Here is a 17,350-nt window from a genome sequence, read left to right on the forward strand (position 1 = left end):
TGTCCCAGGTATCCGATATGGCGAATACGGGATTTAGGGCCAAGCAAGAGATTGCCGGCGTTACTCCTCGAAGTGGGTTGTGACCTTGCCCGAGGAAACCGCTGCGATGATGGACCGTGCCAGGTGCCGCAGCTTGATGTTGCGGTTGCTCGATGCGGTGCGGAGGATTTCGAATGCCTCGTCCTGGCTGCAATGGTTCTGCGCCATGATGGCCCCCACCGCAAGGTCGATCACGGTACGCGACTGCATTGCGGCCGCGAGGTCGTTCCGGGCGTCGCTGAGCTGGGCAATCTTCAACGCAAGGCGAAGCGACTTCGCAGCGTGCAACGCGAAAACTTCGGCCCTCTCCACGTCATCCGGGTCGAAAGCGTGGGTGCGTTCCGAGTAGAGGTTCAGCGCGGCACGGGTGTCGCCTTCAACCAGGAGCGGCACACTCAGGATGGATGCGAGGCCCTGTTGTGAAGCGGCTTCGACATAATCCGGCCAGCGATGCTCGCTTGCGAGATCCGGAACCAGGACGGACGTGAGCTTATCCATGGCCGTCAAACAGGGTCCGTCATACTCGCTCTGCAATTCATCCATCACGCGGGCGCGCTCATCACTGCTGGCGGCTGTGGCCGACTTCTTTCGACGCAACACCGTAATGCCGCAGAAAACGGGGTTGGTTCCGTGGGAGAGAGTTTCGGCGGAGAAAGCCGCAAGGTCTGTGAGGAATGCCTCGACATCTTCGCTGCCGAGGACCAGATCGAGGAAGTATCCATTGCGGAGAGCTTCCTGCTCGGGGCGTGGGTTAGACATATGAGACGTTCCTACTGACTGAAATGCGTCCCCAGCAGACAGCAAAGGAGCGAAAATTGCCGCCCTCTGCAAAACGGTCTGGAAATACCTTATCGCCCAACGAACGACGGTACAAAGTTCAGCCCGTGACGGCTTGACCTGCACAGACACGACCCACTTACCGCCTTCCTGTCAAGTCAGTGCAGGGTGTCGCTTTGCGCAACAACTAAGTAGGCTTACTATGTGAGCCGGGTTCGATCCCGGACCATTTCTGCAAAGGAGTCATCTCATGGGCGTCGAAGACAGCATCCGCAAGGCCACCGAAAACGCGATGGAAGATCTGGCGAACACCTCCAAGCCAGTGAACGATCAGCAGGTTCCCGAGCCGGGCGAGAAGGACGACGATATCCAGGTCCACTCCTCCATCAGCGAAGGCTCCAATGCCATGGACGAGGACCTTTCCCCCAAGCCCACGGGTCGCCGTCGCGCGCCGGGAGAACCCGACGGCGGGACCAAGTCTGGATCCACGGATTCCGACGGCGGCACTCACCGGGGCGACGAAGCCACCTCTGACGCCACGTCCGAAGCCTCCTCGGGGGATGTCGCAGGCCCGGCCGGCTTGCCCAGCGGCGACCCCGACGACCTCCGCGCAGACCCCTCCGAGGGCAGCGACGACCCCTCGACCAGCCTGGGCCGGGGCTAAGCGTATTCCGGCCCCGTCTGATTCCGGCCCTGTCTGATCGCAGTCCGTCAGCTGTGGGCATGCTCCCCCACCCCACCAACCGGCTGCGCTTCCGCGAGATGACACCGGATGATCTCGACGCCATGAGCGCCATGCTGGGCGACCGCGACGTCATGACGTATTACCCGGCACCGAAATCCCGGGACGAAGCAGCGGCCTGGATCGACTGGAACCAGGCGAACTATGCGCAGCACGGCTACGGACTCTGGATCGTGGAAACGCACGCCGGCGACTTCGTGGGCGACTGCGGGCTGACATGGCAGAAGGTCAACGGTAGGTCCGAGCTTGAGGTTGGCTACCACGTCCGTCTGGACCTCCAAGGCCGGGGTTACGCCACGGAAGCAGCTACGGTCTGCCTTGAATATGCGCGGGACGTGGTCGGCGCGAGCTCACTTGTCGCCATCATTCATCCCGAAAATGCCGCCTCCCGCCGGGTCGCTGAACGGATCGGCATGCGCCACATCGAGGATGACACGGACGGGCCGGTAACCCGGACCGTGATGGGCATGCAGCTGGCTTAGTTAGCGTGGCTTCCCGACCCGCTTTCGCTGCAGAAAGGTCCAAAGTCAGTCGATTGGAGTTGCATAACGGCCTATCCGGGTTGAAAGGGGGTCAGGAAGCCACAACCACTAGCCGCTGCTCCCCCATCAAGCGAACCGAACGTCTGTGTCCGGGTCCTTCCGGGAGTCCAGCATCCCCGCGATCTTCCCTTCCAGCGCCGCGACCGTGGCCTCGGGAAGTACGATCAACCCGTCGAGTTCCTTGCGTGCACGCTTGTAGGCGGTCTGACGTTCGGCAGGGGTCGCGGCGGTGTCTTCGGCAATGCGCAGCAGCTTCCGGGCCGTCGCCAGCCGTTGCCGTTCGGGTCCGCTGAAGTTGCCGTCCTTGATGCGTCGGGCTTCGCGCTCGGCAACATCGAAAGCCAGTTCAAAGTTGTGGACCGCTGCCCGGTACTCGGCGAGCCGGGCCGGCGTCGTGATGTCCTCCGGCGCTGCGGGCCGCAAGCCGTCGGCCTCTTTCTTGGCTTTGAGGAAGGCGACCGTGAGCGGCTCGCGCACATCGGTCATGAGGGGGAAGTCGATGAGGTTGCCGACGTCGAGCTCGTAGTCCAGCCATCGGTGGTTCACGGAATCGTGGGCGGCTATGAGCGAGACGACTTCTGCCTGGTTGGCTTCCTCGTGCACGGCGAGCTGGTTCCTCAGCTTGAGCAACTCCACCTTGCGGCGGTGCCGCTCTTCGCTGGCCTTGGACCACGACCTCGCCCAGCCACCAGCCATGCCGCCAATGGGAAAGATGAGCCACCAATAATGACCAAGGAAATCGAAGAGGGGTTCCACCGCTCCATCCTCCCACCGGCACGGACGGGCACTCAACAGGACGGGCACTCAACAGGACAGGACCGCTCGCTACTATTCCCCTATGGACCAGCAACTGCACTTCATCACGTTTGCCACGCGGGACCTCGACGCCGCCCGCGCGTTCTACAAGGCCGGCCTCGGGTGGGACCCGCTCATGGATGTCCCTGGCGAGATCCTCTTCTTCCAGGTTGCGCCGGGCCTGGTACTCGGCCTGTTCGACGCCGAAAAGTTCGACCAGGACCTCAACAACACCACCGCGACCTCCGGGGTCAGCGGAGTCACCCTCTCCCACAATGTCGGCAGCGCGGAGGACGTCACCACCACCATCGATGCCCTGGTCGCGGCCGGCGCCACCGTTCTGAAGCCCGCCCAGGCCGGCGCATTCGGCGGCATCTTTCATGGCCATATCAAGGACCCCAACGGCATCGTCTGGGAAATCGCGCACAACCCCGGCTGGAAAATCAAGGAGGACGGAACGGTGGTTTTCGGATGAGCACGCACACTTCAACGGAGGACGTCATCAACAACAGCGAACGGGTGCAGTTCGATACCTTCCTGGACGAGCACCGTCGGGCTCTGAACGCCAGTCTCGATGGGCTCACTGAAGAACAGGCACGACGGCGACTGGTCCCCTCTCGGACTACGCTGCTGGGTTTGGTGAAGCACGCCACCTTCGTGGAAAAGGTGTGGTTCGACGAAGCCATCACGGGCCGGTCCCGCGCCGAGATCGGCATTCCGGCGTCTCCGGATGAGTCGTTTATTTTGAATGATCAGGACACCGTAGCCAACATTCGTGCGGCCCACGCGGAGGCGTGCGAGGCCTCCAGGAGTGCGGCGGCGCAGCTGGGCCTGGACGATCTTGTCCTCGGAAACCGCCGCGGCCCCCTCCCACTGCGTTGGGTGTACCTCCACATGCTCCGGGAGCTGGCCCAGCACTGCGGTCACGCCGACATCCTGCGCGAACAAATCACCAGCGCAGACGCGTAGGACGGGTCGAGTTCGCGGGAATGCTTCGAATGCGCTGGAAGGGACCCTGCGAACTCGCACGCTTCCCGCGAACTCGCCGAAACCCGCGCGAAAAGCCGCCGAAAATCCGTTGACACGTGACCAAACAGTCACCTATTCTGAGGCCATGGACACCGTGTTCAAAGCGCTGGCAGACCCCACCCGCAGGGAACTCCTGGACGAACTGTTCCGCGAGGATGGCCAGTCTGCCTCCACCTTGGGAGCTCGTTTCGAGATGACCCGGTTCGGCATCGCTAAGCACCTCAAGCTGCTCGAAGACGCAGGACTGGTGGTTACCCGCCGTCGTGGTCGCGAAAAGCTGCACTTCCTGAACCCGGTTCCCATCCGCCTCATCCACGACCGCTGGGTGAGTAAATTCGCAGAACCATGGGCCGCTGCACTCAGCGACCTCAAATCCAGATTGGAAAGTCCCATGGAAAAGATCTTCGAGATTTACATCAAGACCACACCGGAACGGTTGTGGGAGGCCATCACCAACAGCGAGATCCGCAGCAAGTACCAGTTCGGGAACACCCTGACCTCGGACTGGACCCAGGGCGGCCGCTTCGAAATGCGGAACCCCAAAGCCGATGCGCCGCTGGGCGAGGGCGAGAACATCGAGGTTGATCCTCCGCGCCGGCTCGTCCAGACCATGACCGCACTGTGGGGCGAGGACGTGAAGGCCGAGGGCACGTCCCGCATCACTTGGGAGATCGAACCGGTCGGCGATTCGTGCCACCTCACCGTCACGCACGATCAACTCCGCGAAGGCGCCAACGACCAACTGTACGGCGGCTGGCCCATGATCCTATCGGGCTTGAAGACCTGGCTGGAGACCGGCGAAACCCTCACCACACCCGGCTCACTCATGTACGCGTAGGCGACCTAAGCGACCTGAACTTCAGTAAGCCACGCCGCCTGCAGCGTGCCCAGCAGATGCGGAGCAAAGTCCTCGCCGATGGAGAGCACCACCCGGCAACGGGCACCGCGTTGTTCCGGGAAACCGGCGTACTGTCCACGAAGATCGCACACCGTCTGGCCGCGGCCGGGTCCGTCCGTGGTGTCCACCTGGACGCGAACGGTGGGAGCTGAGGCCAGCTCCACTCCCCTGACGGCGATGGCTGCGGCCAGGGGGTCGTGCATGGCCGAGCATGCGCGGCCGAAGATGTCGATGTAGAAGCCGAAGTAGTACCCCAGCATTTCACCGAGGGCCTGCGAAACCGGGTGATCGGTTGCGAGCAGTTCCTGCCGGTGGTTTTCCTCCAGGACGTTGGTCATGGTGACGTCCAGGGGCACCATGGTGACGGTCCAGTCGGCGGCCAGGACTTCTGCCGCAGCTTCGGGATCGTTGGCGATGTTCGCTTCGGCCACGGGCGTGATGTTGCCCGGAGCCAGCGCGGCGCCGCCCATGATGGTGAGCTCGGCGACCAGTTCCGGCAACCTAGGTTCCAGCCGCAGGGCCTCGGCGATGTTGGTCAGCGGACCGATGGCGACCACCCGCAACTCCCCTGCGTACTGGTGTGCCAGTTGGACCAACAGCTCCGCTGCCGAGGCCGTGACAGGCTCCCGGTCTGAGGGCGCCAGGTCCACCCCGCCAATCCCATTGTCGCCGTGGACGTGCGGAGCGCCCCCATGGAACGTGCCCACTTGGGGATCGTGCGCACCGACGGCCACGGGGATGTCCGGGTGGCCTGCCAGGTTCAGCAGATCCAGGGTGTTCCGTGCGCCACCGGCGGCGGAGACGTTCCCACTGACGGTGCCGATCCCCACCAGGTTGGCCCGTGGGGTGGCCAGGAGGTAGGCGAGTGCCAGGGCATCGTCGATGCCGGTGTCGCAATCAAGGAAGAACGGTGCGGGCTGGGTCATTGAGGTCTCTCGATTCGGGTGAAGTGGACTGTGGTGAAGCGGCAGTGGGCGGCCCGCATAAGGCGGGACCCGGCGTCGTGCGTTAGATCTTTTCGCCTTTCGGCGCTGCGATGAACAGGCTAACAATGAACGCCAGAGCGGTGATCGACACCGAAATCCAGAGCGCCGCGGAGTAGCCGGCTGCGGTGCCTTGGCCTGCGAACGGTGCAACGATGACGACGCCGAGGCTCGCCCCGATCCCGAAGGACGCTCCGTTGATACCCGGCAGCGCGGCGGGTGCTTCTTTGGGTGAGAGCAGGACGGACAGCCCGTTGATGGCCGTGAGGAAGAAGCCGTTGTAGAAGATGCCCAGCGCCGCGATCGCAATCAGGACTGCGATCTGGTTCTGCGCAAACACCGCAGCGATGATGGCGCAGGCGAGGCTGGTGGCGGTGCCGACGCGGACCGTTTTGATCCAGCCGCGGCGGTCGGCGATCCAACCGGCGAGCGGCGCGGCGAACACACCGATCAGGGCGGCCGGGGTGAGGAACAGGAGTGCTGCAAGCGATGCGGTGAGCCCGAAGCCGTTGACCTTGTCCTGGCTCAGCAGCACCACGGTGAAGTTGATGATGGCGAAGATACCGGCAAGCGTCAGCACAGTGGTGGCGATGACCGGCCACACCTGGCGCGAACGGAGGTGGTGGACTGCTACCAACGGGGTTTCGCGCCTCTTTTCGATGAGCCAGAAAGCCGCGAAAGACGCGATGCTGCCCGCCAGCAGGCCAAGGGCTGCTGGCGAAGTCCAGCCTGCAGAGGAACCCGTGGACACGAAGTACGTAATGAACACCAGGAACACGGACAGGGAACCTGCTCCCCACCAGTCCATCCGGCCCGGAGCGACCGCGGACTTACCGCCGGGGACCACTTTGACGACGCAGACGACGGCGATCGCGGCCAGTACCAGCACGGCGACGAAAATCGACTGGAAGCCCAAAGTCTCCGCCATGAGCCCGCCGAAGTAGCCATCCACACCACCTACGCCACCGTTAATGGCCGCGATGATGCCAATGGATGTGCCGAAGAGCCGTGCGGGCAGGTACTCGTTCAGGACGATGTAGGAAAGCGCGAAGATGGCGCTCGAAACACCCTGCATGAAACGGCCGGCAACCAGCAACGGCAGGCTCGGCGCGAAGATGCAGAGCACCGTCCCCGCTCCCATGATCGCCAGGACCAGGAGGAGCGCGTTGCGGCGACCGATGAAGTCACTCCAGCGTCCAATGACAGGACCGGAGATGGCTCCGGCCAGGAAGAACATGGACTGCACTTGGGCCACAGCTTCCGGGGATTCGCCGAAGAAGGAGCCGATGTGGGGCAGGGCCGGGGTGATCATGCTGGCGTTGAGCTGGAAGGCCAGGACGGCGAGCACCAACGTGGTGATCAGGAGCGCAGCGGCCTTGCCCTGGACGCGACCCGCGTCGGGCGTCGTGCCGGCTGCTGCGGCGTCGGCTGAGGTCGGGGAATGCGGGTCCACCGTCTTCGTGCCTGTGGTGTTGGGGATATTCACATCAAACTCCTTTGTCCGAGGGCGCGGGGCGGCGCCACGAGATGTGAGTTGTTATACAAGCATGTATTACGAGCTTGTGCAACCTGTCACATCGATCCGGTACAGTATCGGTAACCCATCCCAAGTGAGGCACCCTTGACAGACAACGCCGTCAAATTCCTGTCCCGACCCATCGCCACCCAACCAGGGCAGCCGTTGCGCGTCGCGGCCTACTCCCGCATCGCCGAGGCCATCAGGACCAAGGTCCTGCCGCCTGGCTCGTTGCTTCCCACGGAGACGGAGTTGGGCACCATGATGGACGTCAGCCGTACCGTGATCCGGGAAGCACTGATGCTGCTGGAAGAAGACGGCCTCACCCGGGCCCGCCGAGGGGTGGGCCGCTTCGTGGCAGATTCACTGCCACGGATCGGGATCGAACACATCCGGCCCTTCGATCAGCTTCTTGGCGGCCCGGACCAGGACATCCAAGTCAAAAGGGTGGCGGCCACCAAACAGCCCGCCTCGGAATTCGTGGCACCGGGTGTGGGCGTGGAGCCGGCCCAGGACGTCTGGTTCTGGGAAAGCGTGCTCATCCGTGACGGCGAACCCGTGGCCCACCTGCAGGAAAACGTGTCGCAGGAAATACCCGAAGCCGCTCCCCTGACAGAGGCCGCGGAAGCACCAACACTTTCTGCCTCCACGCTGCTGGAAGTACTGGGCGGGCTACCCGGCGTGACCCTTGGCCCCGGCGAATGCGAAATCAGCCTCAGCACCGCGGGTCCAAGCCGAGCCAAACTCCTGGGACTCCGCCCCTCCGATCCTGTACTGGTCCTCACCCAATACGTGCGCCGGAACGGCTCCCCCTTCTACCTCGCCAAATGCCTCGTAGCCGCTAAGGCCGGGCACCTTTCCGTCATCCAGTCCTCCTGAAACCTCACCGAAAAGGACCTCCCATGAGCACGCCCGTTCAGTCCTCCGCGCCCACACTCACCGTGGTGGGCAGCATCAACCTCGACATCACGGCCACCGCCAGCCGGCTCCCCTCGCCGGGCGAGACGGTGGGCGGAGCTGTCCTGCGGCAGCAACCAGGGGGCAAGGGCGCCAACCAGGCAGTCGCCGCAGCCCGGCTCGCAGGCAGCTCCCGCATGGTGGGGGCAGTAGGGCGGGACGACGCCGGGCGGACACTTCTGGACGCAATGGCCGGTGCCGGCGTCGACGTTCGGGACATCGCTGCCGTAGACGAAGCCACCGGCACCGCCCTGGTGCTGGTGGACAGCGACGGCGAAAACCAGATCGTCGTGTGCCCCGGCGCCAACGCATCCGTGAGCCTGGGAAACGTTCGTTTCGGCGATGGCGAGGCCGTGTTGTGCCAGCTGGAAGTGGACCAGGACGTAGTCCTCGAGGCAGCACGGGCCACCAAGGGATTCTTCGCACTAAACGCAGCCCCCGCCGCACCCCTTCTTCCGGAGTTGCTGGAGCGCTGCGACCTGGTGATCGTGAATGAAACCGAATATGAGCTGATCCCCGCGCTGAAGAACGCTCCGTTGGTCGCCGTCACGTACGGCGGCGACGGCTCGGCGATCTTCGTCGACGGCGAAAGGGTGGCCGAAGCTCCTGCCGTGCGTGTCACGGACATAGCCAACACCATCGGAGCTGGGGATGCCTTCTGCGCCGCACTGGTCCTGGCCCTGCAAACCGGGCTCGACTACGCTCACGCACTGGCCGTGGCGAATGCTGTTGGCGCGGACGCAGTGCGTGATGCTTCGTCCCAGCCTGCGCTGAAGTCACTGGAGCACTACATCGCGGCGACGCGCCAGCCCGCGTCAGGTTCCGCAGCCAGATAGTCTGCCGATTGCGTTTTGGCCGATGTTATCGAGGCTCATCGCTCTCGGCTGCTACGATTGCTACGGAGGCTAACCATGACAACTATTCCGCACCGCGAACTGCGCAATCAAAGCAGCAAGATACTCGAACGCGTCAAGAACGGTGAGGTCATCGACGTCACCAACAACGGCGAGATCGCCGCTACCCTCATTCCGCCGTCTGCATCTCCGTTCGAGCGTCTCCTTCGAGCTGGCAGCGTACGGCCCGCCTCCGCCTCGCCGGTCGACTACCGGATCCTGCCGCGGGTTCAGAGTGAAATGTCCACGGCCGAGATTCTGGCCGATCTGCGTGGCGATCGGTGATCGCCTACGCCGATACATCCGCGATTCTGAAGCTTGTGGTGGAGGAACGCGAATCCGTGGCACTGGCCGCCTACCTCTACGACGTCCGCGAGGCCGGAGGCCATTTAGTGACGTCGATGCTCCTCTATACCGAGCTTCATTGCGCAGCACGCCGCCGCAACCTGCCCTATGACCAAGTCAACGACGTCCTGACGGGCATCAATCTGGTTGATGTCACCCGCTCGGACCTGATGTACGCCTCAGCCCTGCCCGGGCAACTTCGGAGCGCAGACGCAATCCACCTTGCAACCGCCATCAGATTGCAGGCGGACGCGGTGGTGGCCTATGACCAAGAACTCCTCATGGCTGCGAAGGAGTCCGGGCTCATGACTGCGTCACCGGGAAATTAGCGCTGCTACCCAACGATCCGGAAGTCGTCGAACTCCCCGGTGGCCTCGGAAACCTGGAAGTCGACGTTCTCCACCCGACCCGGGGCGTTCGAGGAATGGAGCCAGCTCGTGAAACGCTCAACACGTTCCACGGACCCCTCGGCCACGAGTTCCACCGAACCATCCGAAGCGTTCCGCACGGTCCCTGTGAGCGTCAATTCATCGGCTTTCCGAGCAGTCCAGTAGCGGAAACCCACGCCTTGCACCACGCCGGAAATGCGTGCGGTAACCCGGACCGTGTCTGCTGCCATGGACCCACCTTAACGAGTCCCGCCCTTGTTGGTCACGCACCCCGTACAACGGGTGGCGTCACGAACAAGGGCGGGATCCAGCAAACGGAAGAGCTAGCCGACCACGATGTCCCGGGTCACGTGGTTGTACGTGATGGTGACGGGACCGCCGTCGTGGTTCAACTCGTGGTTGGCACCGTCGCGGGCACCGAACGCACCGTAGTTCTCATCCCACGAACGGTTCAAGGCGATCTTGTAGGTGTAGTGCCCGGCCGGAAGATCAGCTGTCAGCGTCCACACCTGCACCAACGGGTTGAACTCCATCTGGGCTTCGTCGTACTGCGGCGCCCAGTCCTCGGGTGCGCCCAGAATGGTGTTGAAGTCGCCCGCAACCGCGACGGCATCGGGCTGCGGGACGGTCTCGACGGCGGGAGCCGCCGCAGCTTTCGACGGCGCCTTGCGCGGTGACTTCTTCGCGGCCGGCTCCGCCTTGGCAGCAGCCGCCCTCGCTTTGGGGGCCGAGACTTTTGCAGCGGCAACCTTCGGCTCAGCCACTTCATCAGGAGCCGCCTTCTTGGCTGCAGCGCGTTTGGTAGCTGCCTTCTTCGCCGCAGGCTTCACAGGCGGGGCGGTCGGAACCGGAACGTCGGCTGGTACCGGAGTTCCGGCGTCGAGCGCTGCCGCGAAAGCCGCCACATCAGGGAAGGCGACAGTGGCGCGCAGGCCGTCCTCGGGGATGGTCCACCCGGACCGGCCCTTGACCAGCCACCCGGCCTTGACCAGTTTCGCCGAAGCCGACGTCAGGGTCTTGTGGCCGCGGGGAATACCGCCGCTCAGGAGCTCGGCTTCGTGATCGTTGAACGGAACGCGGGCGATCGCCTCGGCCAACACCTCCCCGGCGTTCAGCGAAGTTCCGGCCCACACGCTCTCGGCGAGGATGTCCAGTACGGCCTTCAGACGAAGGTTGGTGTTCTCGGCGGTGTTCGCGCCCATGCTTCTCCTTCAACGGTGGTTACTCCACAGCAGTTTGCCAATGATTTGTTAATTCCCACGACTGCTGAAGGTAAACACCGTGTGTCGTGACCGAGTGTGACATCACATTCGCCGCAACTGATCTACGGGTCTCGGCTGCCGGGCCTCAGGGGTGCGGCACGGAGGCCTTGACCCACTCCGTGACCTCGTCCAACAGCGCCGCTTTGCGGGCGTCGCTGGCGAACGAGGACCGGATGGAATTCGCGGCCAGGGTTGCCTGCTCGGGGACCGAGAATCCCAAAACCTTGACCAACTGCTCAAAGTTGTCATCCACGTACCCACCGAAGTAGGCGGGGTCATCTGAATTCACGCAAACGTTCAAGCCGATGGCGAGCATTTCCGGGAGCGGATGGTCTTTCAGCTTGTCCACCGCGCGCAGGCGCACGTTGGACAGCGGGCAAACGGTCAGCGGCACCTGCTCGGCGACGAGCCGCTGCACGACGTCAGTATCTTCCATGCAGCGGATGCCGTGGTCGATCCGCTCGACGTGCAGGACGTCCAGTGCCTCGGTGATGTACGACGCCGGTCCTTCCTCGCCCGCGTGCGCGATCCTGCGCAGTCCGGCGTCACCGGCGCGCTGGTACAGGCGTTCAAATTTCGACGGCGGATTGCCCACCTCGGCAGAGTCCAACCCGATGCCGGCGATCGGTGCGTGCATGGCCAGGAGCTGGTCCAGCACTTCAAGGGCCGAATCCTCGGACATGTCCCGCAGGAAAGCTGCAATGAGGAGGGTCGAAACGCCGAAGTCCTCTTCTGAGGTTGCCAGGGCGTTGGCCACGCCGTTCACGCAGGTTTCCAGGGCAACGCCGCGGGAGACGTGGGCTTGGGGGTCCATCATGATTTCCGCATGGCGAACTCCCCCGGCGGCGGCCCGCTCCAGGTAGGCGCGGGTCATGTCGGTGAAGTCCTGCTCGGTCTGCAGGACGGCCATGTTGGCGTAGTAGAGGTCCAGGAAGGACTGGAGATCGGTGAACTCGTACTTTTCGCGGAGTTCCTCGATGTCTTCGTACGGCAGTTCGATGCCGTTGCGTTCGGCCAAAGCAAAGATGAGCTCTGGCTGGAGGGTCCCTTCGATGTGCAGGTGCAGTTCGGCAACCGGGGGCGCCGTGGTCGTCGTTTTCTCGCCAAAAGTTTCCACCCGACAACTCTAGGCCCCATCGGCGCACGTGTCCCGGAGCACTCAACTTGGTTCTCACGCCCGGCACCCTCAAACTGAAAGGATGCAGACTTTCCTCCCCTTCGCCGATTTCCGTGAGAGTGCCGCGGCGCTCGACACTTCAAGGCTCGGCAAACAGCGCGTCGAAGCACTCCAAGTCCTCCGCGCGTTGGTGATCCCGGAGTACGGTTGGCAGTCACACCCGGCCGTGCGCATGTGGATGGGCCACGTCCCGGCGCTCACCTTGTACGGGCTGGCGATGGCCGACGAGTGGATGGAGCGGGGCCACCCGGACAACACGCGCACCAATATCGCGGAGTTCGCACCCCAGGCCGCCCACCCGGACTACGCCTCCAGGATCATCATGCCGCCATGGCTCGGACACGAGGACCTGCACCTCAGCCACCGCTCCAAGCTGATCGGCAAGGACCCCAAGTTCTACACGCAGCTGTTCCCCGGCACCGACGAAAAGCTGGAATACGTGTGGCCGGAGCCCAAGCACGAGTTCCACCCCGAGGAACCCGAAGAGGACAGCCTCTGGATCCTTCGCGCCCCGGTGGAGGAAATCCGTCCCGAGCAGCTCACCACGGTCAGCATGCCCCCGCACGGGAAGTCGAAGCCCGTTTCGGACACCGACGATTACGAGTTCGTGTACGCCGAGGAGAAGTCCCGCAGGCAGGTTGGTGGGCCCAAGAAGCGTCCCGCCGCGCCGAAGGAGAAGAAGCCCACCCGCAAGCGCCAGGCCCAGGATCAGGCGTTCAACACGCTTCCCGGCAAAACCGAGGTTGCTGTCCCGTTCGACGGCGGCCAGGTCTTCGCCGTCGGCCTCATCCAGGGACGCCCCATCACCGTTGACGGACGCTTCGCCCGCAACTTCGAAGTCACCAACGTGATCAAGCGCTCCGATTTCGACTACCCGGCGCTCCTCCAGGATCCCCGCGTGTTCTTCCGGGTCCCGGCGCCCGCTCTGTAGCCAAAACTTGCCCTGGTTCGGCTGTCACACCGTTGTACGGCGTGGCAGGCGGACAAGCAAGGGTTCGACGGCGGCAGCCAGGTTCCGTAGCTACGGAACCTGACTGCCGCCGTCGTTGGTTTATGAGACGGTGGAGGCACGCACCTAACCGGGGAGGGCCATGGATTTCCAACACATCATCGAAGCAGTCGGCCGGTACATGGACTTTGCCGGGGTGGCGGTGATGGTGATCGGCGCCTTGGTGTCCATCCCCATGGCCCTCCGTGGATACCAGCCCAAGCGCGCCAGCGGCCTGGAACCGTTCTCCCCGTACCGCGCCTACCGGCAGTTGTTGGGCAGGTCCATCTTGCTCGGCTTGGAACTGCTGGTGGCGGCCGACATCATCCGAACCGTCGCCGTCACCCCCACCTTCGAGAGCGTCGGGGTCCTGGCCATCATCGTGCTGATCCGGACGTTCCTGAGCTTCTCACTGGAACTCGAAATCACCGGCCGCTGGCCGTGGCAGAAGGAAAAGACGTCGTGACTGGGCCTTGGGTTCCGGACATACTTGGTGACGGTTTTGAGCAGCAGACCTTGGAGCTCGACGGCGGCGCTGTCGCCACTTTGGTGAGGTACGTCGGGGCGCCCTCTGAAGTCGGCGGGCTTGATGCGGATGTCCTGTACGTTCACGGCTGGTCCGACTACTTCTTCCAACGCCACGTGGCCGAGTTCTGGCACAACGCCGGCGCGCGTTTCTTCGCCTTGGATCTGCATAACTACGGCCGCAGCCTCCGGCCCGGGCTGGTTCCAGGGTTCGTTACCAGCCTGGACGACTACGACGCCGACATTGACGCAGCGCTGGAGGCCATGGGCCGTTCAGGCGCTTCGGAGCGGCCACTCATTCTGTTGGGCCACTCCACCGGAGGACTCACCCTCAGTCTCTGGGCTGCCCGCCACCCTGGCATGGCTTCGGCACTGATCCTCAACAGTCCCTGGCTGGAGTTCCAAGCTACCGAACTCGGCAGACGCGCGATCGCGCCCTTGGTGGGACTCCACGCCCGGCTTCATCCGTTGGCGCCGCTGCCACCGGTGGACCCGGGCATCTACACCCGGGCCGTTTCGGCTGCGCTGGACGGCGAGTGGGATTACAACCTTGAGTGGCGGCCGGACCGCGGATTCCCCCTCACGCCTGCGTTCCTGGACGCGGTGTTCCGCGGACAGGCAACGGTCGCGGCCGGTCTGGGCATCGACGTTCCGGTGCTGGTGATGCTCTCGGACAAGAGCTACCTGCAGCCGAAATGGTCCGCTGACGCCCTCACCGCGGACGTGGCCCTCAACGTCGACGCCGTGGCCCACCGCTCGCTGTCCCTGGCAGATACAGTCACCATCAGCCGACTGCCGAACGCGCTGCACGATATCTTCCTGTCCCCCGAACCCATCCGGCGGGAGGCGTTTGCTCGGATCGGTTGCTGGCTTCCCGCAGCCCTGCGAACTGGCACTGGAACGGATCGGTCTTAAGGACTGAGCTCCGACTGGGAGAGGCTGTGGCGGGATCCATGAATTTGGCTGAGTATCGAGGGATCCGTGATCTTATGGTCGTTCATGAGCATGAAGGCTTTGGACAGGATTGAGGCTAGCCTCCCGGCCTTTTCTTCGAAGGGCAGGAAAATTCGTGCGGAGCGTGCGCCGGATGCCTGAACAATACAAAGGTAGGCGTCATCCGGGTCCATCAGGATATTTCCCGATCCGAGATGGATTTTGTAGGAGCGGTGGGTGCCGCGCACGATGAGGTGACGATCAGTCAACTGCGTGCACTCAGACAGGGCTGTTCGGGGAAGGATTTCGCTAAGGTACTCGTGTCGCGACTGCGCTGATTCCGAGAGCGGCGCAGTATGTGAGGTAGTCCAGTAGTCCCTGATCTGGCCGTTAGGATGGTCCGCCCAGTCCAGGTCGGGCCCGATTGCTGCCACTGCGGTAAACAGGTCAACGTCCCGCATAGCCTCACTGACCACACCCTGCGGTACTTCGGCCAAGTCAACGGATTCCCAGGTGTCCCTCGCGACGCGCCGCTCGAACCACACCCTGTTGGTGGAGCACAAGGATGTGCGCTCTTCCTCCAGATCGAGAGCTTCGATGCTGAATGCCGCCCTGAGCCTTTCGTCATGGAAGTCGAGGTATAGGTGGGTGTCCTGGCCGCCGTCCCAGGAACCCAGTTGCGCGCCGTGCCAACCGCGTTCCTTAGCGAGCGCCTGCGCCCGCGGATAATCCAGGACATGCGCCGCGAACCGGTTGGAATAATGCTTGGTCTGCCGCTCGGCTGGAGTCAGAAGGTACAGCTCCCTGTAGATCTGCTTGAACGGCTGTCTCGCCCGATCCCTGACGACCTGCGACCGCCACAAACGCACTTCTTCCGCGTCCCGTTCCCATGGTTTCCAAAGTACGACGACGTCGTCGTCGCCGATTGCGCGGCTCTCTCCTCCTGTACCAATAAGCTCCCATCCGGCGCCCTCATCGGTCTGCCGCGGATATCCGGAAAATTCAGGTTCGTGGGACTTGATGGTCCACAGCAAAGCGCGCGCGGTGGCTTCCACAATGGGGTGTTCCAGATATCGGGTACGGAAATCGGCTCCGGACCAAGCCCTGTCGGACGCCATGAGCCTCTCAATACGGCCGCGTTGGCTTGCCAGAGCCCTTCGTGTTTCGCTTACTGCCCGCTGAACGGCTGCCAGTTGCGGCGTTTTCTTCAGCTCGGCCGGAATATCAACTGCGGTTCCCTCAGCTGTGAACCACAGGACGTCAACGGCAGACCCAGTTGGTCCCTGGGTGAGAACCAGCCGTGCTGTGTACCCATCGACCGCGAAAGTCTGAGTGCCATCCCGAGCGAACCCCAAATCAGGAATGGCAGTTTCCAGCAGCTCCGAAGGGGAAATCCCCCGCTCAACGGAAAGTTGATCGACCACGTTGACCAAGCGCTTGTGCAAGTGCTTGTTTTTGACCACGTCCCGGATCCGGGTCAGGGCACCGACGACTTCTGTGGTGGCCTCCGGATGCTTTTTAGCGATATCCAGTAAAACCTCCACAGCAGCGTTGGCTGCAGTGGAGGACCGGCAGACTCCGTTTCGGCCGTTGTGGCCCGCGCCCAGATAGGTGGCCGCATCACGAAGGAGAGTGATATGTCCGGGAACATCAGGTTGAAGCGCGAGCATCCAAAACGAGGCGCGAAGGAGACTCCCTGTGTGCGGCGTCAGGCACGAAATTTCGCCACGGTCCGTCGTCGCTGTCCGATCCGCAGCAAGACCCAGCAAAGCCCGGGCGACCAACAGCGTGGCAGGATCCTCCGCAATTCGGAGGGCCGCTTCGCGTTTCCACTTCGCTGTGGGCTTTGGGCCGGTCAGCTCACTCATGAAAAGAAACAGTCGGGCGCAACGGCGCTCGGGCAGCAGTGGGTGGACCAGCTCGCTTACCGCAGGCCCGATGTCATCCGCATCCGTCACGTACTGCAGTGGGATGCGGCCCTCGTCACCGTTGTCAGCGAGCAGAAGTTCATCAAATTCGCGAACCTCAGGGGGCAATCCCGGCCCATCCCGGAAGTCAACAAGCAGCACTGATTCCATCCGGCGCGTAGCCGCGGGAACTTTGCAGCGCTCAGCGGGTTGAAGCGCCAGTAGAGGGCCATGGAAGGCGCGGCGCCAAGAGGGGTAGATGTACCTGGAATAAGGCACATGAGCGAGCATCCAATCGAGTTCCTCGGCACTCCAGTCCAGTGGAGCCAGCTCGGATAAAACGTGGAGTGCGTGTTCAATCGCCGGCAACATGTAGATGCGACCGGCCGGGATACCGTACGGTTCGTAATGTTCGTCGGCGATCCCGTACTTATGGTCTTCGATGTGACGGAAGGTGAACGCGAAAGCACCCTTACGTCCACCCGTATCAAGGCGATCAAGGTAGGTGGCGAACCTCTGCCGGTACTCGTCAACGTCAACATCATGCGATGAAAGCTTCGTTTTAAAGAACTTCATGAGCGGACGGCGTTGCTTATCGGTGATCCGTCGCAGGCTTTCGGGCATTTCAACAGACCCGGTGGTTTGGTCCATAG

General features: G+C 63.2%; 20 protein-coding genes. 12 read left to right on the plus strand and 8 right to left on the minus strand.

From position 1 onward, the window contains the following. Positions 1 to 60 precede the first annotated feature (60 nt). On the minus strand, positions 61 to 798 hold the full coding sequence (locus tag ABHM97_RS04750; RefSeq protein ID WP_235519107.1) for a GAF and ANTAR domain-containing protein: 738 nt from the start codon (positions 796 to 798) through the stop codon (positions 61 to 63). Positions 799 to 1,066: 268 nt separating this feature from the next. Between ABHM97_RS04750 and ABHM97_RS04755 the strand changes: the two genes are divergently transcribed. Then, positions 1,067 to 1,480, plus strand: coding sequence for a hypothetical protein (locus tag ABHM97_RS04755; protein WP_349469797.1), 414 nt, complete (start codon positions 1,067 to 1,069; stop codon positions 1,478 to 1,480). A 59-nt stretch (positions 1,481 to 1,539) separates the two neighbouring features. After that, positions 1,540 to 2,040 (plus strand): GNAT family N-acetyltransferase, encoded by a 501-nt coding sequence (locus ABHM97_RS04760; RefSeq protein ID WP_349469798.1) that lies wholly within the window; start codon positions 1,540 to 1,542, stop codon positions 2,038 to 2,040. A 126-nt stretch (positions 2,041 to 2,166) separates the two neighbouring features. Here the strand turns inward: ABHM97_RS04760 and ABHM97_RS04765 are convergent, their stop codons facing one another. Continuing rightward, positions 2,167 to 2,856, minus strand: coding sequence for a P-loop NTPase family protein (locus ABHM97_RS04765; RefSeq protein ID WP_349469799.1), 690 nt, complete (start codon positions 2,854 to 2,856; stop codon positions 2,167 to 2,169). An 82-nt stretch (positions 2,857 to 2,938) separates the two neighbouring features. Here ABHM97_RS04765 and ABHM97_RS04770 point away from each other — a divergent pair, with 82 nt between their 5' ends. The 3 genes from ABHM97_RS04770 (at position 2,939) to ABHM97_RS04780 (ending at position 4,762) form a co-directional block, all read left to right on the plus strand. After that, entirely contained in the window at positions 2,939 to 3,370 is a 432-nt protein-coding gene (locus ABHM97_RS04770; RefSeq protein WP_349469800.1) for a VOC family protein, read from the plus strand. Further along, the gene (locus ABHM97_RS04775) at positions 3,367 to 3,864 is read left to right on the plus strand and encodes a DinB family protein (protein WP_349469801.1); all 498 of its coding nucleotides are present in this window, start codon (positions 3,367 to 3,369) and stop codon (positions 3,862 to 3,864) included. The genes ABHM97_RS04770 and ABHM97_RS04775 overlap by 4 nt, the downstream gene beginning before the upstream one ends. 145 nt (positions 3,865 to 4,009) lie before the next feature. Further along, entirely contained in the window at positions 4,010 to 4,762 is a 753-nt protein-coding gene (locus ABHM97_RS04780; RefSeq protein ID WP_349469802.1) for an ArsR/SmtB family transcription factor, read from the plus strand. A gap of 5 nt (positions 4,763 to 4,767) precedes the next feature. Here the strand turns inward: ABHM97_RS04780 and ABHM97_RS04785 are convergent, their stop codons facing one another. Together ABHM97_RS04785 and ABHM97_RS04790 are read right to left on the minus strand one after the other, a co-directional pair. Next, the gene (locus ABHM97_RS04785; RefSeq protein ID WP_349469803.1) at positions 4,768 to 5,748 is read right to left on the minus strand and encodes a nucleoside hydrolase; all 981 of its coding nucleotides are present in this window, start codon (positions 5,746 to 5,748) and stop codon (positions 4,768 to 4,770) included. A gap of 82 nt (positions 5,749 to 5,830) precedes the next feature. Then, positions 5,831 to 7,291: an MFS transporter gene (locus tag ABHM97_RS04790; RefSeq protein WP_349469804.1), complete on the minus strand. Its 1,461-nt coding sequence runs from the start codon at positions 7,289 to 7,291 to the stop codon at positions 5,831 to 5,833. Positions 7,292 to 7,426: 135 nt separating this feature from the next. Between ABHM97_RS04790 and ABHM97_RS04795 the strand changes: the two genes are divergently transcribed. The 4 genes from ABHM97_RS04795 (at position 7,427) to ABHM97_RS04810 (ending at position 9,845) form a co-directional block, all read left to right on the plus strand. Next, complete coding sequence (locus ABHM97_RS04795) at positions 7,427 to 8,200, plus strand: GntR family transcriptional regulator (protein WP_349469805.1); 774 nt, start codon at positions 7,427 to 7,429, stop codon at positions 8,198 to 8,200. 23 nt (positions 8,201 to 8,223) lie between these two features. After that, positions 8,224 to 9,114 carry a PfkB family carbohydrate kinase gene (locus ABHM97_RS04800; RefSeq protein WP_349469806.1) on the plus strand — a complete coding sequence of 297 codons (891 nt, stop codon included), beginning with the start codon at positions 8,224 to 8,226 and terminating at the stop codon, positions 9,112 to 9,114. Between the two features lie 75 nt (positions 9,115 to 9,189). Further along, positions 9,190 to 9,456 carry a type II toxin-antitoxin system Phd/YefM family antitoxin gene (locus tag ABHM97_RS04805; protein WP_284986017.1) on the plus strand — a complete coding sequence of 89 codons (267 nt, stop codon included), beginning with the start codon at positions 9,190 to 9,192 and terminating at the stop codon, positions 9,454 to 9,456. Further along, the gene (locus ABHM97_RS04810; protein WP_349469807.1) at positions 9,453 to 9,845 is read left to right on the plus strand and encodes a type II toxin-antitoxin system VapC family toxin; all 393 of its coding nucleotides are present in this window, start codon (positions 9,453 to 9,455) and stop codon (positions 9,843 to 9,845) included. Before ABHM97_RS04805 ends, ABHM97_RS04810 begins: the two co-directional genes overlap by 4 nt. A gap of 5 nt (positions 9,846 to 9,850) precedes the next feature. Here ABHM97_RS04810 and ABHM97_RS04815 read toward each other — a convergent pair whose 3' ends face one another. The 3 genes from ABHM97_RS04815 to ABHM97_RS04825 form a co-directional block, all read right to left on the minus strand. Continuing rightward, positions 9,851 to 10,135: an acylphosphatase gene (locus tag ABHM97_RS04815; RefSeq protein ID WP_349469808.1), complete on the minus strand. Its 285-nt coding sequence runs from the start codon at positions 10,133 to 10,135 to the stop codon at positions 9,851 to 9,853. Positions 10,136 to 10,228: 93 nt separating this feature from the next. Then, on the minus strand, positions 10,229 to 11,107 hold the full coding sequence (locus ABHM97_RS04820) for a pullulanase X25 domain-containing protein (RefSeq protein WP_235519093.1): 879 nt from the start codon (positions 11,105 to 11,107) through the stop codon (positions 10,229 to 10,231). Between the two features lie 145 nt (positions 11,108 to 11,252). Continuing rightward, a complete protein-coding gene (locus tag ABHM97_RS04825) occupies positions 11,253 to 12,284 on the minus strand; it encodes an adenosine deaminase (protein WP_349469809.1) in 1,032 nt (343 codons plus the stop codon). 82 nt (positions 12,285 to 12,366) lie between these two features. Between ABHM97_RS04825 and ABHM97_RS04830 the strand changes: the two genes are divergently transcribed. From ABHM97_RS04830 to ABHM97_RS04840, 3 genes are all read left to right on the plus strand, one after another. Then, positions 12,367 to 13,275, plus strand: coding sequence for an MSMEG_6728 family protein (locus ABHM97_RS04830; RefSeq protein WP_284986013.1), 909 nt, complete (start codon positions 12,367 to 12,369; stop codon positions 13,273 to 13,275). A 160-nt stretch (positions 13,276 to 13,435) separates the two neighbouring features. Beyond that, the gene (locus ABHM97_RS04835; protein WP_235519090.1) at positions 13,436 to 13,798 is read left to right on the plus strand and encodes a DUF1622 domain-containing protein; all 363 of its coding nucleotides are present in this window, start codon (positions 13,436 to 13,438) and stop codon (positions 13,796 to 13,798) included. Beyond that, positions 13,795 to 14,772, plus strand: a complete 978-nt coding sequence (locus ABHM97_RS04840; protein ID WP_349469810.1) for an alpha/beta hydrolase — start codon at positions 13,795 to 13,797, stop codon at positions 14,770 to 14,772. Before ABHM97_RS04835 ends, ABHM97_RS04840 begins: the two co-directional genes overlap by 4 nt. Here ABHM97_RS04840 and ABHM97_RS04845 read toward each other — a convergent pair. Further along, positions 14,769 to 17,348, minus strand: coding sequence for a DUF4132 domain-containing protein (locus ABHM97_RS04845; protein ID WP_349469811.1), 2,580 nt, complete (start codon positions 17,346 to 17,348; stop codon positions 14,769 to 14,771). The genes ABHM97_RS04840 and ABHM97_RS04845 overlap by 4 nt on opposite strands. Positions 17,349 to 17,350 lie beyond the last annotated feature (2 nt).

Origin of the sequence: Paenarthrobacter sp. CAP02 (assembly GCF_040137855.1) — a bacterium.
Taxonomy (GTDB): Bacteria; Actinomycetota; Actinomycetes; order Actinomycetales; family Micrococcaceae; genus Arthrobacter.